Genomic DNA, 16,295 nt, shown 5'->3' with positions numbered 1-16,295 from the left:
TACCCGCTGGTTTTATTAGAAGACAAGAATAACGTCTGTACCAACAGTGAACTGGCTGTCTTTGGTAGCACCGCTTTTGGTTGTCCAGGGATTTGAACCATCAGCCCAGTCCCAGCGAATTTCAGGACGAACCTGAATGCAGGAGTTGAGTTTGTGATTCAAGCCAGCAGTGATTTCGTAGTAGCTCGTACCGGGGTTACCCAATTGAGTACCATTCTGATCACGCCACCATTCAGCTCGCAGACCGGCACGAGTGCAATCACTCATGTCGTAGAACAGGTACTGGTTAATACCATAGGCTTCTGCGTTTCTTCCTGCATCTGCAGCATCACCATTCATGAAGAACATGTGGTCGTGCTGGAATACGTAAGATAAATTGTCTGTCAACTTCTGTTGAGCAACGATACTGTAAACGGTCAGGTTAGAAGTTCCACCTAATGCATCATTTTCATTACCAGAGCTCAAAGCGAAAGCAACAGAAGTGTCTTCGCTGTCGCTGGTCCAGGTAGCCATACCCAGGAAACTCCATTGATGGTTCTGGTTTTCGAAGTCATCCCAACCTGTAGTGATACCACCCGTTACTGAGACATTGTCACTCAGGTCGGTGCTGGCTAAGACACCAGTGTGGGTAAACGGCTCATCATACTGCATTGTGTAAGCATGTGAGTAAAAGAAGTTACCGGTAGCAGGTACAACTTCATATCCGATGAGGGTATAGAAGTGACCAGCGTTGACGGTGACACCGTTACCAATTGGGGCGTAGACCGATGCATATAACTGTGGCATCGCCAGACCGATCTGGTTGGCAGTAGCGTTATTGTTGTCAGACCAGATCCCATCGAAGTTAGGGTTGCTGTTAGGTCCACCGAAAGTTGATGTGTCCTGAGCGTCAGAACCAACAACCAGGTCGACACGACCACCCCAGCCGAAGCAATCTTCGTTGGCAGCAGCGTCTTTTTCCAGAACAAAGTACAGCTGGTTCAGCATGAACTGGCTGTCAGCCTGGTTGAAACCCACACCGGGAGTGTTTAAGTCGTTAGCAGGTCGGTTACCATTGAAGGTAATACCGAACTCCAGCCAACCGCTCAAAGACCAACCGTTATCTTCGAGGAAGTTTCCACAGCCATCGCAGTCGTCAAACAGACGAGTCAGACGGCCGCTGCAGCAGTCTCCGTCATCACTTGATTCTTCGCCGCAGCAGGTGTCAGGATTGGTACAGGTAGGAGCACAAGTCTTAGGTGCACAGCACTCTGCTGTTAACCGTTCGAGTTCTGCAGCTAATTTAGTACCAGCTTCCTCATACACTTTCGTGCAGCAGGCATTTGGTTGATCTGGTGTGCACGAAGGGGCACATCCAGCATCACCACCAAATGCAGGTGATACAGCCATGAGACCCAGCCCACTTAATAGGAGCCCAGTCAGTCTGGCTTTTCTTTTCAGTTCATTCAGTTTTCGCATATTTTAACTCCTGAGTACACGCTAAAGGTGCTTGGTCTCCATACCGTCAGAAGGGAGGCGTATATGCTTTCCAAAACATTGAATTGGTAGAAGCCATACTGACGGTCTAATCAAAATCCCATCGTTACAATTAGATGACCTGCGAGGTCCGACAAATTGAGCGCTAACATAACGATGGCTCTAACACGGAATATCGGAATTCTCCGTAGTAGCTTTGATGAAAAGAGATACGTCAAGAATATCCTGACTGATCAGGAAGGTCTGGCTTGTTCTGCCAGATACCGGAAGCGTTAAAGTTTAACAAATCATAAATTATGTTAAGCTTGCGCGAAGAGTAAGCACTCAAGATACGTAATGGTACTCAATCCGGAGTAAAGTCTTCATAATAAGACATTATCGAGAGAGTAATTATGAGGCACTTGCAAAGAGCGCGTCCACGAATCCTTGTGAGTTAAACAGTTCGAGGTCATCAATTTGCTCTCCGACACCGACGTATTTCACTGGGATTCCCATCTTCTGACGGATGGCAACAGTGACTCCACCCCGCGCTGTTCCATCTAATTTTGCTAAAATTAGTCCAGAACATTCGATAGATTTTGAAAAATGTTCTGCTTGGCTAATGCCATTTTGTCCAGTAGTCGCATCCAGGACTAACAGGCTTTCATGAGGCGCATTGGGTATTTTTTTGCTCACAACACGTTTGATTTTTTCCAGTTCTTCCATCAGGTTTGTATGAGTCTGCAGTCGTCCCGCCGTGTCGATAATCAGGTAATCAACGCCAGTTTCCAGGGCTCGCTCACAACCTGAATAGGCTACACTGGCAGGGTCAGTACCATCGGGTCTGGTGACAATTTCACACCCTAGTCTATCAGCCCACATGGTAAGCTGTTCAACGGCAGCGGCCCGAAATGTATCTCCCGCTGCTAATAGGACTGTTTTTTTCTGTTTCAGGATCAGATTTGCCAGTTTTGCAATCGATGTGGTTTTTCCAACACCATTCACTCCTGCCACCAGAATAACGGTAACACCTTCTGGATTCTTATTTAATGGAGACAATGGGTCTGATGTATCCCATTTTGCATCTCCTTCACCCTCTAGCAGCGTACGGATTTTCTCTTTAACGGTCTCTTCGATTTCATCCAGTATGACAGTACGGCCGCCATGCTTTTTGCGAATTTCCTCACAAATTGCTGAAGAGGCAACAACTCCCATGTCCGTTTTGATTAAACGGGCCTCAAACTGTTCAATCTTCTGGTCATCCAGGATTTCGCCCGCTTTAAATAAATCGCGAACATCTGTCCTCAATACTTCTTTTGTTTTTTCTAAACCACGTTTTAATCGGTCAAACAGACCCATTTTTCTTCTCTCTTACTGGATACAGCTGATTGATATTAGTTCTGGATCATTAGGATCTCAGTCGGGGATAATATAGTGTCGGGAGTCAGACAGCAAGTATCTGCTTTTCTGACATAAATCTATGATTCTATTTTCCTATGGTTGAGCAGGCCCTCAAATCGATGAATTGCCAGTTCCCAAACGGCCTGATCCTGTGGATCATACTGTTGGGTTTCTATTGAATTCAGCACAATCTCCCGTATTTCGGATAGTGAACTGACCGCGCCTACAGCCCTTGCCTGAACTAATACATTTCCGAGTCCTGTAGCTTCTACCGGACCGGTGATGACCGGTATCTGACAGGCATTTGCGGTGAATTGATTCAGTAGCTCGTTTTTAGTTCCTCCCCCGACGATATGAATGACTTCGATGGGGATTCCGGTCAATTCTTCCAGCCAGCCTGAAACCTTGTGATATTTCAGTGCCAGGCTTTCCAATGCACAGCGAATATACTGGCCCGCAGTTTCCGGTACTGGCTGTTTGGTTTCTTCGCAGTACTGTGAAATTGCTTCCAGCATGTCAGGTGGGTTTAAGAATCGTGGATCATCCGGGTCAACAAGTGAACGGAACGGTTCTGCAGAGGCTGCAGCTTCAGCCAGTTCCGAATACTCCAGGGTTTGTCCCTGGCGTTCATAGGAACGCTTGCATTCCTGTACCAGCCAGAGTCCCATAATATTTTTCAGTAATCGATAAGTGCCATCAATGCCGCCTTCGTTTGTAAAATTCAATTCAAAGGCTCGTTTGCCTAAAACGGCAGAGTTGACTTCGACTCCCATCAGAGACCACGTACCGGAACTGATGTAAGACCAGTTTGGATTTCCTGTCTGAGTGGTCGGGATGGCAGCGACTGCAGAAGCTGTATCGTGAGTAGCAGGAGTGATGACATCAATTTTACGGAGTCCTGTATGGAGCATGACTTCTTCGCGTAAGGTTCCCAGTTTTGTTCCAGGTGGGACTAATTTGGGAAGCATGGATGTCGGGATTTCGAGCTTATTAAGCAAATCATAGGCCCAGTCTCCCGTCAGGGGATTAAGGCATTGTGTTGTCGTGGCATTCGTAAATTCTACAACCTGACTACCGGAGAGCAACCAATGAAAGAAGTCAGCCATCATCAGGAATGTCCCGGCCTGGTTGAGTAATTCAGGGTCAGTCTGCTGCATCGCTAACAGCTGGTACAGAGTGTTGATCTCCATGAACTGGAGGCCGGTAGCGTCAAATATTTCCTGTTGCGGGACTCGCGAGGTAGCTAGATTCAGCATGCCTTCCGTGCGCGGATCTCGATAATGATAAGGTTGCCCCAGCATTTCCTGGTTTTTAGAAAGCAGAACATAGTCAACTCCCCAGGTGTCTACCCCGACGGAAATAATCTGATCGCCATATTTTTGTGAGGCGAGCGAGAGGCCTTTCAGTATGGAAGACCAGAGGCCTGTTACGTTCCAGCGACGTGTTCCTGCAAGAGGGACAGGCCCATTACTGAAACGATATATTTCTTCCAGCTGAATTTTATTTTCATTCAGGATGCCTGCCAGGACACGTCCGCTTTCTGCCCCCAGATCAACTCCTAAAAAACACTGCGCCGGCATTGATGATCCCTTTTGATTCACTAAAGACTTCTGCCTGGTAAAAGGTAAAGAATGTTAATTACAGTCCTGTATCATACAATAACTTCATTTAAATTTCATTGGATACCGGTTGTCACACAGTAAAGATTTACAGATCATGGAATCTTATTACTGGTTGATTGTAGTTTTTGAAAACAGATTCTATCCTGAATAAAACCGAATATGAATAATTACATAATTGAATGAGAACTGGTTCCCATGAAACTGACGATGTCTTTGTTGGCTCTCTTCCTGTGTTTCTCGATGGTTCAGTCGGGATCGTATGCCTCTGATCCGGCAAAACTGATATTCGATACGGATATGGGAAATGATATCGATGATGCGATGGCGCTGGCGGTCATACATGCTCTCCAGAGCAGGGGGGAATGTGAATTACTGGCAGTCACCAGCAGTAAAGATAACCCCTGGTCAATTCTGTACTGTGATGTGGTAAATTCTTTTTACGGCCGACCAGAGATACCACTGGGAAGAGTCAGCCAGGGAGTGACTAACCTTGACGGATCGTATACACGAAAGGTCGTGGAAACATCTGAGAACGGAAAACCAGTTTTTGCCAGACGCTTTCAAGATGCCAAGGACATACCTGAGGCTGTTTCTGTTTTAAGGTCTACTCTGGCAGCCCAGCCAGATCATTCTGTGACTCTTGTTGTAGTCGGGTTTTCAACGAATGTCGCCAGACTACTTCAGTCGCCTGGGGATCAGATCAGTCCCCAGACAGGGCTGGAACTTGTGACCCGGAAAGTAAAACTTCTCTCTCAGATGATTGGTCGCTTTGACAGGGATAAGCCTGCCAAATTCCATGAATACAATGTCAGGCTGGATGTGCCTGCCGCGAAAGCTGTGTACGAAATATGGCCAAAGGAAATTCCCGTTGTTGTCAGTGGCTGGGAGGTGGGACGTGCGATTCAGATTCGGGCCACCAGCATCCAAAATGATTATGATTATGTGAAATATCATCCGATCAGGCTGGGATACGAATATTGGCATAAAATGCCTTACAATCGACCTACCTATGATTTAACAAGTATTCTCTATGCGGTCAGGCCCGAGCGAGGATATTTTGGATTATCCAAGGCGGGTCAATTTAAGATCAACGAACTTGGAAAACTGGAACACATTGATAAAACAGATGGAAAGCAGCAATTTCTGACTGTGACTCCAGAACAGATTGTCAGGGGACAGGAAGTTCTGGAAAATCTTTCCAGTCAGCCTCCCGCAAAATAGAACAGAATTAGACAGATCAATCACACTGGAGGAGGATTCCTGTGAATCACAAAGCAGAAGATCATATAGAACCATCCTTCGGTAAGCGCTTTCAAACCGCTGTGAAGAATCTGGGGATCGGGATCATTTTCCTGATGGCGGGATTGTTTTTGCTCTGGCACAACGAGTCTGAAATTCTTGAGAGGGAAATCAAAAACTCGTACGCAAAGTCTATCCTGTCAGAAAATCAGGAAGAGAGTTCCGAGCAGCAGAACCAGGCAACGAAAGAAGTTCGTGATTTGCAATCAACGACACTTTTCAACTGGGGACTTCGCTTTGCCGGTTGGATTATTGTTTTTCTGGGGTTGGCAACTCTCTTTAAGCCTCTGGTGGTCCTCGTTGATAAGATCCCCTTCCTCTGGAATTTTGTCGGTCGTGGAATCACGGTATTTGCCTTGCTGAGTTCGTTCAGTCTGACATTGATTCTACTGTCAGCTGTCTGGATGGTAACGCGACCTGTTTTTGGTGCAGTCTTACTGCTGTCCGGGGTCGTTCCATTACTCATTCTCTATCGTTCTGGAAGACGGGCCCGATTGAAGCATGCACTTAAAAGAGCCTGATTTGATCTGACCTGCCCCGATTCGAGTTTTGTAACAATTGCAAGTCAGGTTGTTTCTTTTCTGGCTGACCCAGGTTCTCTGTTTTGTGATTTGGGGCCACTCTTGTTCCCAACTTTCTGCCTGAGATCTCAGGATTCCTACAAGTCGAATAACCCACATAACCGATACCTTTGATATATCTAATACCCTTCACGCGGAATTTCCTGCGCCGCAGGGTGGTTATTTGTTAGGGCTGTCTGAGTTTGAAGACAGTTTCGTAGAGCCTCCGGCTTGTAGACTTCTTTAACATGAGATTGAAGTAGAACATGGTAAATCCGGCCTGCCGATTATTGCTTGGGATGGTTGTTCTCCTGTCAGGGGTAGAGACACTTTCTGCACAGGCTCAATATTCTCCAGACATGGGAGCGATGATTCAGCCTGTCAGTTACAATACGGCTGCAGCTTATCGTCCCGATTACCAGCCTCAAAATATGTATGAACCATCGCCCGATTACTATCAATCGGTTGATGGGTACCCTGCAGAATATTATGGGGGGATGCCTCCATCCGATTCTGTCATGCGGGTTCTTCCAGAAGATCGTGGCTGGGGATACGACCATCCCATGGATGGTCTTTTTAAGAATCTGGCAAATAACAGTTGGATGCGAATCGAATATTTACTCTGGAAAGCGCCTCCGGGGAACATGCTGATCGGTACACAAAACGACTCGAACAGTGACCCACGAAATGCTTATATAACGGATGATTTTCTGGGTTTTCCCACGCTCTCGACGAAAGCCGCTGATTTGGGTTCTATTGGCAAGAATGGTTCCAATGGGATTCGTGGTACGTTTGGCATCGATTTCGACAGTGGTACTATTGAGGCCATCTTTTTCGGTATGAAGACAGATACCAGCGGATATACCTATGACCAGAATGATCTTCTCGGTGCTTCGTTTGGTGAGACCGATATGATTTCCATTCCCCTTTTATTCAATGGCCAAATATCAAATGCCCAGCGAAATTTCAATGAGAAATTTCGCGTCAGTTATAAAACGCAGGCGTGGGGAGCGGAAAGTAATTATGTTTTCAATACGGAGAGACTGTTTTTTCGAACCTATTATGGAGCAGGTGGATTGCAGATTCGTCCTTTGGTTGGTTTTCGTTATCTGAAAATCGGAGAGGAGATGGTGGTGAAAGGAGAGTTTGAACGTGCAGACACGATCCCACCATTCCCGTTATTTGATTCGACAATCAGAAGTCAGACACACAATAGCCTGTATGTTCCTCAGGCTGGTATCCGAATGGAATTCGTGCATCCCTGGTTCACGATTTCGGCTGAACCGAAGTTTGGTTTCGGCGTTAATCAATACAATGGAAATGTTATGACCGATCAGTTCCTGGGACCTGATGACCCGACTCATTATACCTCTATATCTGCGACGCGTTTTTCACCGACATTCGAATTTGGTATTAATGCCCGCTTTCATCTAAGTGAATACTTCACCTTCAATGTTGGTTATAACTTCCTATGGGCCAATCATGTTGCCCGGGCAGGGGGGATTCCTTATTACAACCTACAGGATTCTTTCGCAGCCAACGATGTCTCTATTCGAGCCCAGGACAGTACGGATACCTACAAGCTCCACGGCCTGGTGATCGGTGGGGAGTTCAGTTGGCCATAATAGCCACTTAGATTGTAGATTTCACGCAATCAGTTTTTCGACAACTTTTCCACCGACATTCGTCAGTCGAATATCCAGGCCACCAAAATTCTGCGCCAGTTTCAGGTGATTGAGACCGAACAGATGCAGAAGTGTGGCATGGAAATCATTAATGTGGACGGGATCTTCTTCCACTGACCAGCCTAATTCAGTCGTCTTGCCGATGACCTGTCCCCCTTTGACTCCCCCGCCCGCCATCCACAGGCTAAAGGCGCCCGGATGATGGTCTCGGCCTGTGACTGCTTTCGAACCAGTTCTGTTTTCACCAAGTGGTGTCCGCCCGAATTCACCAGCCATAACAACCAGCGTTGAGTCGAGAAGCCCTCGTTGCTTCAGGTCTTTCAGAAGTGCTGCGACGGGTTGGTCTACGATTCCTGCATTCCGTTTTATTCCTGCATCCAGACCACTGTGGTGGTCCCACGAAGCATGGTACAGATTGACAAACCGGACTCCACGTTCCACCAGTCGACGGGCCAGCAGGCAGTTCCGTGCAAATGCGGCTTCCGTATCGGATCCCCCACCACGTTTACCGCTCTTTGTGTCTCCCTTGCGGTTTACACCATAGGCTTCTTGCGTCTCTTTTGTCTCACTGGCTAATTCAATCAGCTCCGGTGCCGAAGACTGCATTTGAAAAGCAAGTTCGTAACTGGCAATGCGACTGGCGATTTCATCATCGCCTGATTCAGAAAGTTGTTCATTGTTCAATTGTTTGATTGCTTCCAGCCCCGATTTCTGCATGGCGGAGCTGATCCCGGGAGGATTATTCAAATTTAGTACCGGCTCACCCTGGTTGCGGAACAGTACGCCAGCATACGTTGACGGTAGAGAGCCACTGGACCAGAGCGAGGCGCCACCGCTGGCACCCCGGCCTGCCGTCAGAACCACGTATCCTGGCAGATTATTAGATTGACTGCCCAGTCCATAGGTCAGCCAGGAACCCACACTGGGTCTTCCGAAGCGTCCAACCCCTGTATTCATCATCAATTGTGCCGGATGATGGTTAAACTGTTCGGTATACATTGAGCGAATTAAAGCGATGTCGTCTGCACAGGATGCAATATGGGGGAGCACATCTGAAAACTCGGTCCCACATTCACCGGATTTCGTGAACTTTCTTGGACTGCCACTCAGGGTTGCCGTCTCTTTATTGATGAATGCAAATCGGACTTTATCAGTCAGTTCACTGGGAAGAGGCTGTCCATTTAATTCCTGCAACTTGGGTTTAGGGTCATAGAGATCAATCTGGCTGGGACCTCCCGCCAGAAAAATAAAAATGCAGTTCTTAGCGGTTCCAGGGAAATGTGCATTTTTGGGAGCCAGTGGATTGGCGAGGCTTGTATCTGAGGCAAATAATCCCTCTTTTTCCAGCATTGCCGCCAGAGCATAGCTGGCGATACTGCAGGATGAATTCATCAGGAAGCGACGTCGTGCCAGATTGAGATTGAATGGTTCAGCGTTCATGATTACTTCGTTCCGGTGTTGAGATACTGGCACTCAGGTATTCAGGACAGTTAATAATGATTAAAATTATCCGCGGGTTACAAACTCATCAAGATTCATTAATACCCGTCCAATCATTATCCAGGTGGCGACTTCCCGGGGGGGACTTCCATCAGGGATCTGGAGTTGATTTGTCAATTCGCTGACTGCCGACTGATCTGCCTGCAGCAGTTTTGTCTGTTCCTGATGGAGTTGACGGATAATATGCATTTCCTGTTCTGACGGCTGTCGTGCCAGACAGAGTTCAAATGCGTAGTTGATGCGCTCATCCAGAGAGGGAGAATCATTTTGTGTTCCGGCGACAATTCGTATTCCCAGCTTTTGTGAACATTCAAAAAAGACGGGGTCATTCCAGATTGTTAAAGCCTGCAGTGGTGTATTGGATCGCTCTCTATGGGTACAGCTCAGATTAGAATCGGGTGTGTCAAAAGTCATCAACATGGGATACGGTACGGTACGTTGAAAGAATGTATATAGCCCACGACGGTAGCGGTCATCACCTTTGCTGGCAGTCCATTTCACTGAATTGGCATAACCCAGATTAGCGATACCCTCGGGTTGGGGAGGGTTCACACTGGGGCCGCCTACCTTATGTTTCATCAGTCCGCTGACTGTCAGAGCCTGGTCGCGAATGATTTCCGCTTCGACGCGGAGGCGGTTCTGATGAGACAACCAGGTGTTATAAGGGTCTCGTTCCGCGAGTTCCGGTCGGTTGATGGAAGACTGGCGATACGTGGCAGAAGTGACGATCAGTTTGTGGAGTTGTTTGAGACTCCAGTTATTTTTTCGAAATTGAATGGCCAGCCAGTCGAGTAACTCCGGGTGCGAGGGGGGCTCACCCTGTGTGCCAAAATCGTTAACCGTGAAGACGATTCCCCGACCAAAATAACGACTCCAGATGCGATTAACAGTCACCCGTGCCGTTAAAGGATGACGACGATCAAATAACCAACGTGCCAGATCAAGACGGTTGGGACTGTCTGTTCCAATAGGTGGCAGGATCGCCGGTGTATTCGCCTTGACTTCATCCGCAGGATTCAGAAAGTCACCTCTTACCAGCAAGTGGGTTTTGCGGGGTACCTTGAGGTGATCGACTACCTGGGCTTTCGTGGTTTCTGCGGGATCACGAGGTGCTTTTTTACGATGTGCCAGTTCCTGTGCTTTCAGTTTATTTAACTGAGGATCGATGGTGCGAAAATATTCCAGTAGTTCCTGCTGTTGCTGAGAAGTTCGTTGCTCAGTCGGTGTATTCAATGCCTTTGCGATCAGGTCTGTCATTCCAGTGAGAGGCAATGGCGCGTCTGCAGTTGTCAGTGAAATGCGGAAACGTCCCAGGTTATGGTATGTTTTACGCGTGGTGGACTGCCGCAATGAGACGGTGACCAATGTACCCTTTTCGAATCCAAATGGTTTTTTTGCCTCGAATGTGGCAATCTGTTTTTTCCCCTCCTGGGGAGCGATTGACCAGCCGGTATGGGGACTGTTGTTGATGACACGATCAACTTTGTAGCCCTCCATTTCAAAACTGGCCTGTGCATTTTGGAGAGCGACTTCCTTAGCTGAATCTGGAGATTCCAGTGGGGCAGTTTTAATCGTAAGCATCGTCAGTTCGAAATCACCGGTTGCACTCCTCCCAGGACCCTGTCGGGGGAGACTGGGGTCTGGGAGTGCTTCGAGCCGAATACCATTTATATTCTGTAAATCTGTTTTAAAAGTAATTGTATAAACTTCAGCACGCCCGGGATTTTCACCTGTTGCCAGCACACTGCGATCCTGCAGGATCTTCAATGTCGTTTTCTGTTTGGCTTGTACGGCTTCCGGTTTCAGGACTGTCCAGACAGGATTCTTTTCCGGATTTTGTTTTTCCCAGAGGCTCAAGGCTGAAGCCAATTGGTTCTGTTCATAATCTTGAATGGCCTGTACGAGAGGCTGATGGGCTGTCTGATAGACCTGATTCGCTTTCTCAAAATTTGCCTGTTCGGCGGCCAAGGGGGCACCGATATCAGGCTCTGTCATTGAATTGAAAAAGGAGTACAGCCGATAATATTCGCGTTGGGTGACAGGATCATATTTATGAGTGTGGCATTGGGCACACTCTACTGTGATCCCGAGCCAGATCGATCCCAGAGTATTCGTGCGATCGACAGTACGTTTAACGCGATCTTCTTCCGGGTCTGTTCCACCTTCCGTGTTGATCAGGGTATTACGATGGAATCCCGTAGCAACCAGTTCGGACAGGGAAGGATCGGGCAACAGGTCTCCGGCGATCTGCTGCAGTGAAAACTGATCGAAGGGGATGTCCTGGTTCAAAGCATTGATCACCCACGTTCGCCAGCGCCAGGCATGTGGTCTTTTACGATCTTTTTCGTAACCATCGCTATCCGCGTACCGGGCGAGATCGAGCCAGTGCCGGGCCCAACGTTCTCCATAATGTGGAGAAGCCAGCAGATGGTCAACGAGATGTTCGTACCAGTCCGGGTTGGGATCTGAACTCCACTTTTGCCATTCTTCAACTGTAGGGGGAAGCCCGGTCAAATCCAGATAGATGCGCCGAATAAGAGTGCTGCGGTCCGCTTCTTCAGAGGGACTCACTTTTTCCTGTTCTAATTTTTGTAGAATAAATGCATCGATGCCATTTTTAATCCAGTCAGGCTGCTGCACCTCTGGTAAGGAAACCTCTTTGATGGGTTGAAATGACCAGTGGTCAGATCCAGCCAGACCCGTTTTTGAATTTGCTGTCTCAGGCCATGGGGCTCCCAGTTCAATCCATTCTTTGACCAAAGCCAATTCGTCTTTACTCAGTGGGGTTCCTTCGCCTTCCGGGGGCATCTGATCGCCATCCCCGGTACCAGAAAGACGGTGATAGAGTTCGCTTTTGTGGCTGTTGCCGGGAGTAATGGCCCGACCACTGTCTCCCCCTTCCAGGGCGCGGCTTTTCAAATCCAGGCGAAAGCCACCTTCCTGAACTTCTCGACCGTGACAAGAATAACATTTGGCTTGAAACAGTGGTTTGATCTGTTTCAGAAAATCGATTTTGTTTTTCTCTACAACAGCTTCTGCAGCAGACAGGCATGCAGGTGGGAGTAATAGAGTACTCAGGCTTAACAGCCAGAAAGTAGAATCGAAGAAAAGGCGGTTCATTTGCTTGCCCTCATTGTTATCAGGCAATTCAACGATCCGGGTGCGTCTCTGGAAGGCCAATGCTGCTCCATTGCAGCATGGGAGAACAGGTAAGTCCCCTGGGTGATCGCTTTTTTATATATTACTAAGTAATAGCCACAAATGTCAAATAATGACTGACTGAAGCGGAGGCTTATTTATGATCGGAGACAGGGATTGAGGCCTGGATGGGAAACAGTTTCAGTAGCAATTTTTTATTTGGTTTGGAACCATATTCGCAAAGTTCAAACGATTCCGCGAATTTGACCTGCTTACCAACTTCCTCTCCATAGATGTTGATCAATTCTGTGCGATATTTATTTGCTTCAGAGGACTGACGTCGAGACCAGGCAGGACGAAGATATTCAACACGCAGTTCTGGTGGATCAGCAGGTGGGACTTTAGCAGCCCGTTCCGGACTTCCGCCAGCGCCTCCTTCCAGCGATTGTGAAACGAGTTGTGCAACAGCTTTCAGTTTCTGGTCAAAAACATTATCCACGGCAACGACCACATCCGGACGAAAGGGGTAAGGCTTCTGAAATCCGTCACTGGAGTACATGAAGACTGGATTCTTCTTAAGGCGAGGGACATCAGGACAGAAGTAGGGGACGGTTACCATAAACGCGGCATCCTGAACCAGTACACCAACGTATCGATGGTCGGGGTGATAATCCCAGGGACGATGTGAAATGACGAGGTCTGCATTCCATTCCCGAATCAGTTTTACGATCTTCTTACGGTTCTCCAGTGTCGGAAGTAATTCTCCATCATGTATATCCAACACTTCCGATTCGACTCCCAGGATATTTCCTGCGGCTTTGACTTCGGCAGCTCTTCGCTGGGCCAATGTACCTCCCGCCATTTCGAAGTGACCAATATCCCCATTTGTCACCGAGACCAGTTTTACTTTATGCCCCTGTTGAGCCCAAAGTGCTGCAGTTCCCCCGTTTTTATATTCCGCGTCATCAGGATGAGCCCCAAAGCAGATAATACGTAAGGGGGCATCTTCGTCAGCCTGGAGCGAATGAGTGTTACACAACAGGGGGAGAGTTATTAAAAGTGTAGAGCAGATTATACTTCTCAGGTACAGCAGCATGATTTTTGACTCCAGTTATCTAAGGAAGAATCAACGAATGTTTATTTAAAGTACCTGAGATGGTGTTTAGATGAAAGTGATTCAATAAAAAAAGGCTCGCAAATGCGAGCCTTGGTGCAGCAGTCTTTTCAGACCGGACTGATTCTGTCATGGGTTATTTTTCAAAACTGCGAGCGGTTTCTGTTCTCGCTTTGGTTGTTGAAGCTGTCTCGGTTGTTTTGCTTCTGTTGCGGGCACGTTCATGAGCCATACCAACCAGCTGAGATGCATACTGCAGTTCTGCACGATTGAAGTAAGGAGTTGGAGGAGCACCACCTAAATGTTTGACTGACTTTGCGGCCAGTTCCTGCCAGCTCATTTTATCTGCCAGATGCCATGCTGCTGCCTGCCCTGCCTGTTGATTCACGCGACCAGTTGCAACTAAAAGGAGGAGTTCCTGGAGTGCAGGATCTTTCACCATTTCTTCGGTGGGGACCATACGGTATTCCATACGGGGTGCTGGTTCAACCTTACCGTGTTCGAGACAGACTGATGTGTAGGGGACATAAACTGTTTTTTCAGGAGGTATGGAGAAGAAACCACCGCCGGCACCGCCAGCTCCACCGGCTCCCATTCCGCCGAGTCCGCCACCCAGACCACCGCCGCCACCTCCGCCAGTTGTTTGTGCCTGACCACCTTGTCCGCCGCCTCCCAGGCCGCCACCCAAACCACCACCGCCGAGTCCACCACCCAAGGCTCCCTGTTTCAGGACCTGAACCGCGAGGAATGTGTCGGGCAGTTTCACATTGAGTGGTTTCTCATTATTGTTGGTAATCATAACGTTGCCACCCTTAGAGTTTTTGGCAACAATTTTGACGTCAACCAGACCGGCTTCCATTGCTTCAAATAAATCATCAGCTTTTTCTGCTGAAGGATCATACTTCTGAGGAGGGATTGGTTTTTTCGCTGCTTCCAGAGTGGTACTCAAGCAGAGTGCCAGACATGTCACAGAAAAAAACATCAAAAAACGCGAAGCCGATTTTGTGGACAACATAGAAAATGTTCCTGTGGTTCACTGGAAGGATACCACGCTGACGTGGTGTAAGGTTAGTAATCACTCTTTAGACTGAAATAGCTATTTACTACAACTATCCCAATATTATCATCTTACAGCATACAAAACGGGTCTGGCAATAAAAAGTTGTCGTGAAAGTAACTTTTTCACAACTCGGAGTGCCGGCTATTAATATAGAACCGATCAGGTAAAGGCTGAGCGGTATCAGATTATGCTGATTATATCGAGTAAAACAGTAGCAGAACCTGCCAGGCAGCGTCATAATTTTCCAAGAGTGGCTGAAATCAGAAGAAATTGGCAGGCAGATCAACACATCTGGTATTTCAGCATAACTAACTCTTAAATGGTATTGAGCCAGTAACTTACGGGAATTCATCATGGTCCGGGAGATCACCGCAGATAATGCCATCGTTTACCTGGAGGAGATGCAGCAATTATCTCCTGAGGAAGAGGTTTCAGCGGAAGCACTGGCGTGGGGTGTTTCGAATATAGTCATTCGTATAGATCGTGAGGCTGGCGATGATTTTGTCATCAAGCAGTCACGCAAGCAACTGCGAACTCAGGCAGAGTGGTTCAGTCAGCTTGAACGGATTTGGCGCGAGTTGGAAGTCATGCAGGAATTGCAGTATCTGCTGCCTGCCGGAGTCGTTCCCCGCGTCCTGTTTGAAGATCGTGATAATTATCTGTTTGCAATGGAGGCAATCGATAAGAACCATAAGGTCTGGAAAGCGGAATTGCTGGATGGAAAATTTGACCTCTCGATTGCCTCGAGATTGGGAAGGTACCTGGGGGCCATTCACCGGTTGAGTTTTCAGAGTCAGCAGTTTCAAGATCGGTGGGGTGACTGGACTATCTTTGACCAGCTTCGCATTGACCCATTTTATCGGTTTATTATTAAAGCTCATCCCGAAATAAAGGGGTGGGTGGATGATCTGATTACCGAAATGGGGGACAATCGTATCTGTCTTGTCCTGGCCGATTTCAGTCCTAAAAATATTTTGATTTCTGGAGATCAGATTCATCTCGTCGATTTTGAGACAGCCCATTATGGGGATCCGGCATTCGATCTGGGTTTCTTTCTGAGTCATTTGATGTTGAAAGCAGTCTTCTTCCGCGAACGCGGAGCTCATTGTATTCAACTGGTAGAATCTTTCTGGGAACAGTATCTGGCTGAAATTCACCCCTTGTCTGATTCCGGAGAAAAAGAAGCCTTTAAGATGAGCCAGCAGGAGTTGGAGCGTCGTACGATTCGCCATCTGGCAGCATGCATGTTGTCTCGTGTTGATGGTAAGAGCACAGTTGATTATCTTGGCGAACCAGATTTACAGGATCAGGTTCGTTCGTTTGCGCTCTCGCTGATCCTTGATCCACCGTCTACGATTCATCAATCGACATTAAGATTAAGTGAGATGCAGAATTCCTGAAGGAGCTATGGGTGAAGGTTATGTTCGATCCTGATATCATATGAGGGAGAATTAAGTTTTT

The 16,295-nt window shown here is 47.6% G+C and carries 11 protein-coding genes; 4 read left to right on the top strand and 7 right to left on the bottom strand.

What is annotated here, in order from left to right; all coding sequences use genetic code 11:
• Positions 1 to 15 precede the first annotated feature (15 nt).
• The 3 genes from ACN0YH_RS02700 to rhaB form a co-directional block, all read right to left on the bottom strand.
• Positions 16 to 1,458, bottom strand: a complete 1,443-nt coding sequence (locus tag ACN0YH_RS02700; RefSeq protein ID WP_417378002.1) for a porin — start codon at positions 1,456 to 1,458, stop codon at positions 16 to 18.
• 408 nt (positions 1,459 to 1,866) lie between these two features.
• On the bottom strand, positions 1,867 to 2,814 hold the full coding sequence (gene ftsY / locus ACN0YH_RS02695) for a signal recognition particle-docking protein FtsY (protein WP_417378001.1): 948 nt from the start codon (positions 2,812 to 2,814) through the stop codon (positions 1,867 to 1,869).
• A 119-nt stretch (positions 2,815 to 2,933) separates the two neighbouring features.
• Positions 2,934 to 4,436, bottom strand: a complete 1,503-nt coding sequence (gene rhaB / locus ACN0YH_RS02690; protein ID WP_417378000.1) for a rhamnulokinase — start codon at positions 4,434 to 4,436, stop codon at positions 2,934 to 2,936.
• Positions 4,437 to 4,685: 249 nt separating this feature from the next.
• Between rhaB and ACN0YH_RS02685 the strand changes: the two genes are divergently transcribed.
• The 3 genes from ACN0YH_RS02685 to ACN0YH_RS02675 all read left to right on the top strand — a co-directional run bounded on the left by ACN0YH_RS02685 (position 4,686) and on the right by ACN0YH_RS02675 (position 7,962).
• Entirely contained in the window at positions 4,686 to 5,699 is a 1,014-nt protein-coding gene (locus ACN0YH_RS02685) for a nucleoside hydrolase (RefSeq protein WP_417377999.1), read from the top strand.
• 41 nt (positions 5,700 to 5,740) lie between these two features.
• Positions 5,741 to 6,298 carry a TMEM43 family protein gene (locus tag ACN0YH_RS02680; protein WP_417377998.1) on the top strand — a complete coding sequence of 186 codons (558 nt, stop codon included), beginning with the start codon at positions 5,741 to 5,743 and terminating at the stop codon, positions 6,296 to 6,298.
• Positions 6,299 to 6,603: 305 nt separating this feature from the next.
• Entirely contained in the window at positions 6,604 to 7,962 is a 1,359-nt protein-coding gene (locus ACN0YH_RS02675; protein ID WP_417377997.1) for a BBP7 family outer membrane beta-barrel protein, read from the top strand.
• Between the two features lie 21 nt (positions 7,963 to 7,983).
• Here ACN0YH_RS02675 and ACN0YH_RS02670 read toward each other — a convergent pair whose 3' ends face one another.
• From ACN0YH_RS02670 to ACN0YH_RS02655, 4 genes are all read right to left on the bottom strand, one after another.
• A complete protein-coding gene (locus ACN0YH_RS02670) occupies positions 7,984 to 9,462 on the bottom strand; it encodes a DUF1501 domain-containing protein (RefSeq protein ID WP_417377996.1) in 1,479 nt (492 codons plus the stop codon).
• A 66-nt stretch (positions 9,463 to 9,528) separates the two neighbouring features.
• The gene (locus ACN0YH_RS02665; RefSeq protein ID WP_417377995.1) at positions 9,529 to 12,642 is read right to left on the bottom strand and encodes a PSD1 and planctomycete cytochrome C domain-containing protein; all 3,114 of its coding nucleotides are present in this window, start codon (positions 12,640 to 12,642) and stop codon (positions 9,529 to 9,531) included.
• Between the two features lie 172 nt (positions 12,643 to 12,814).
• Positions 12,815 to 13,756 (bottom strand): PIG-L deacetylase family protein, encoded by a 942-nt coding sequence (locus ACN0YH_RS02660; RefSeq protein ID WP_417377994.1) that lies wholly within the window; start codon positions 13,754 to 13,756, stop codon positions 12,815 to 12,817.
• Between the two features lie 154 nt (positions 13,757 to 13,910).
• Positions 13,911 to 14,789 (bottom strand): hypothetical protein, encoded by an 879-nt coding sequence (locus ACN0YH_RS02655; RefSeq protein WP_417377993.1) that lies wholly within the window; start codon positions 14,787 to 14,789, stop codon positions 13,911 to 13,913.
• A gap of 398 nt (positions 14,790 to 15,187) precedes the next feature.
• Here ACN0YH_RS02655 and ACN0YH_RS02650 point away from each other — a divergent pair, with 398 nt between their 5' ends.
• A complete protein-coding gene (locus ACN0YH_RS02650; protein WP_417377992.1) occupies positions 15,188 to 16,234 on the top strand; it encodes a phosphotransferase family protein in 1,047 nt (348 codons plus the stop codon).
• Positions 16,235 to 16,295: the final 61 nt, after the last annotated feature.

The organism is Gimesia sp. (assembly GCF_048262075.1).
In the GTDB taxonomy this organism is placed as follows: Bacteria; Planctomycetota; Planctomycetia; order Planctomycetales; family Planctomycetaceae; genus Gimesia.
The sequence above is the reverse complement of the archived record's forward strand: the minus strand, read 5'-3'. Positions and strand labels throughout refer to the sequence as shown.

What these genes read in the sequence shown, in the direction of transcription:
- ACN0YH_RS02700 (WP_417378002.1), bottom strand. Translation starts at nt 1,458, where the DNA reads ATGCGAAAACTGAATGAACTGAAAAGAAAAGCCAGACTGACTGGGCTC.
- ftsY (WP_417378001.1), bottom strand. Translation starts at nt 2,814, where the DNA reads ATGGGTCTGTTTGACCGATTAAAACGTGGTTTAGAAAAAACAAAAGAA.
- rhaB (WP_417378000.1), bottom strand. Translation starts at nt 4,436, where the DNA reads ATGCCGGCGCAGTGTTTTTTAGGAGTTGATCTGGGGGCAGAAAGCGGA.
- ACN0YH_RS02685 (WP_417377999.1), top strand. Translation starts at nt 4,686, where the DNA reads ATGTCTTTGTTGGCTCTCTTCCTGTGTTTCTCGATGGTTCAGTCGGGA.
- ACN0YH_RS02675 (WP_417377997.1), top strand. Translation starts at nt 6,604, where the DNA reads ATGGTAAATCCGGCCTGCCGATTATTGCTTGGGATGGTTGTTCTCCTG.
- ACN0YH_RS02670 (WP_417377996.1), bottom strand. Translation starts at nt 9,462, where the DNA reads ATGAACGCTGAACCATTCAATCTCAATCTGGCACGACGTCGCTTCCTG.
- ACN0YH_RS02665 (WP_417377995.1), bottom strand. Translation starts at nt 12,642, where the DNA reads ATGAACCGCCTTTTCTTCGATTCTACTTTCTGGCTGTTAAGCCTGAGT.
- ACN0YH_RS02660 (WP_417377994.1), bottom strand. Translation starts at nt 13,756, where the DNA reads ATGCTGCTGTACCTGAGAAGTATAATCTGCTCTACACTTTTAATAACT.
- ACN0YH_RS02655 (WP_417377993.1), bottom strand. Translation starts at nt 14,789, where the DNA reads ATGTTGTCCACAAAATCGGCTTCGCGTTTTTTGATGTTTTTTTCTGTG.
- ACN0YH_RS02650 (WP_417377992.1), top strand. Translation starts at nt 15,188, where the DNA reads ATGGTCCGGGAGATCACCGCAGATAATGCCATCGTTTACCTGGAGGAG.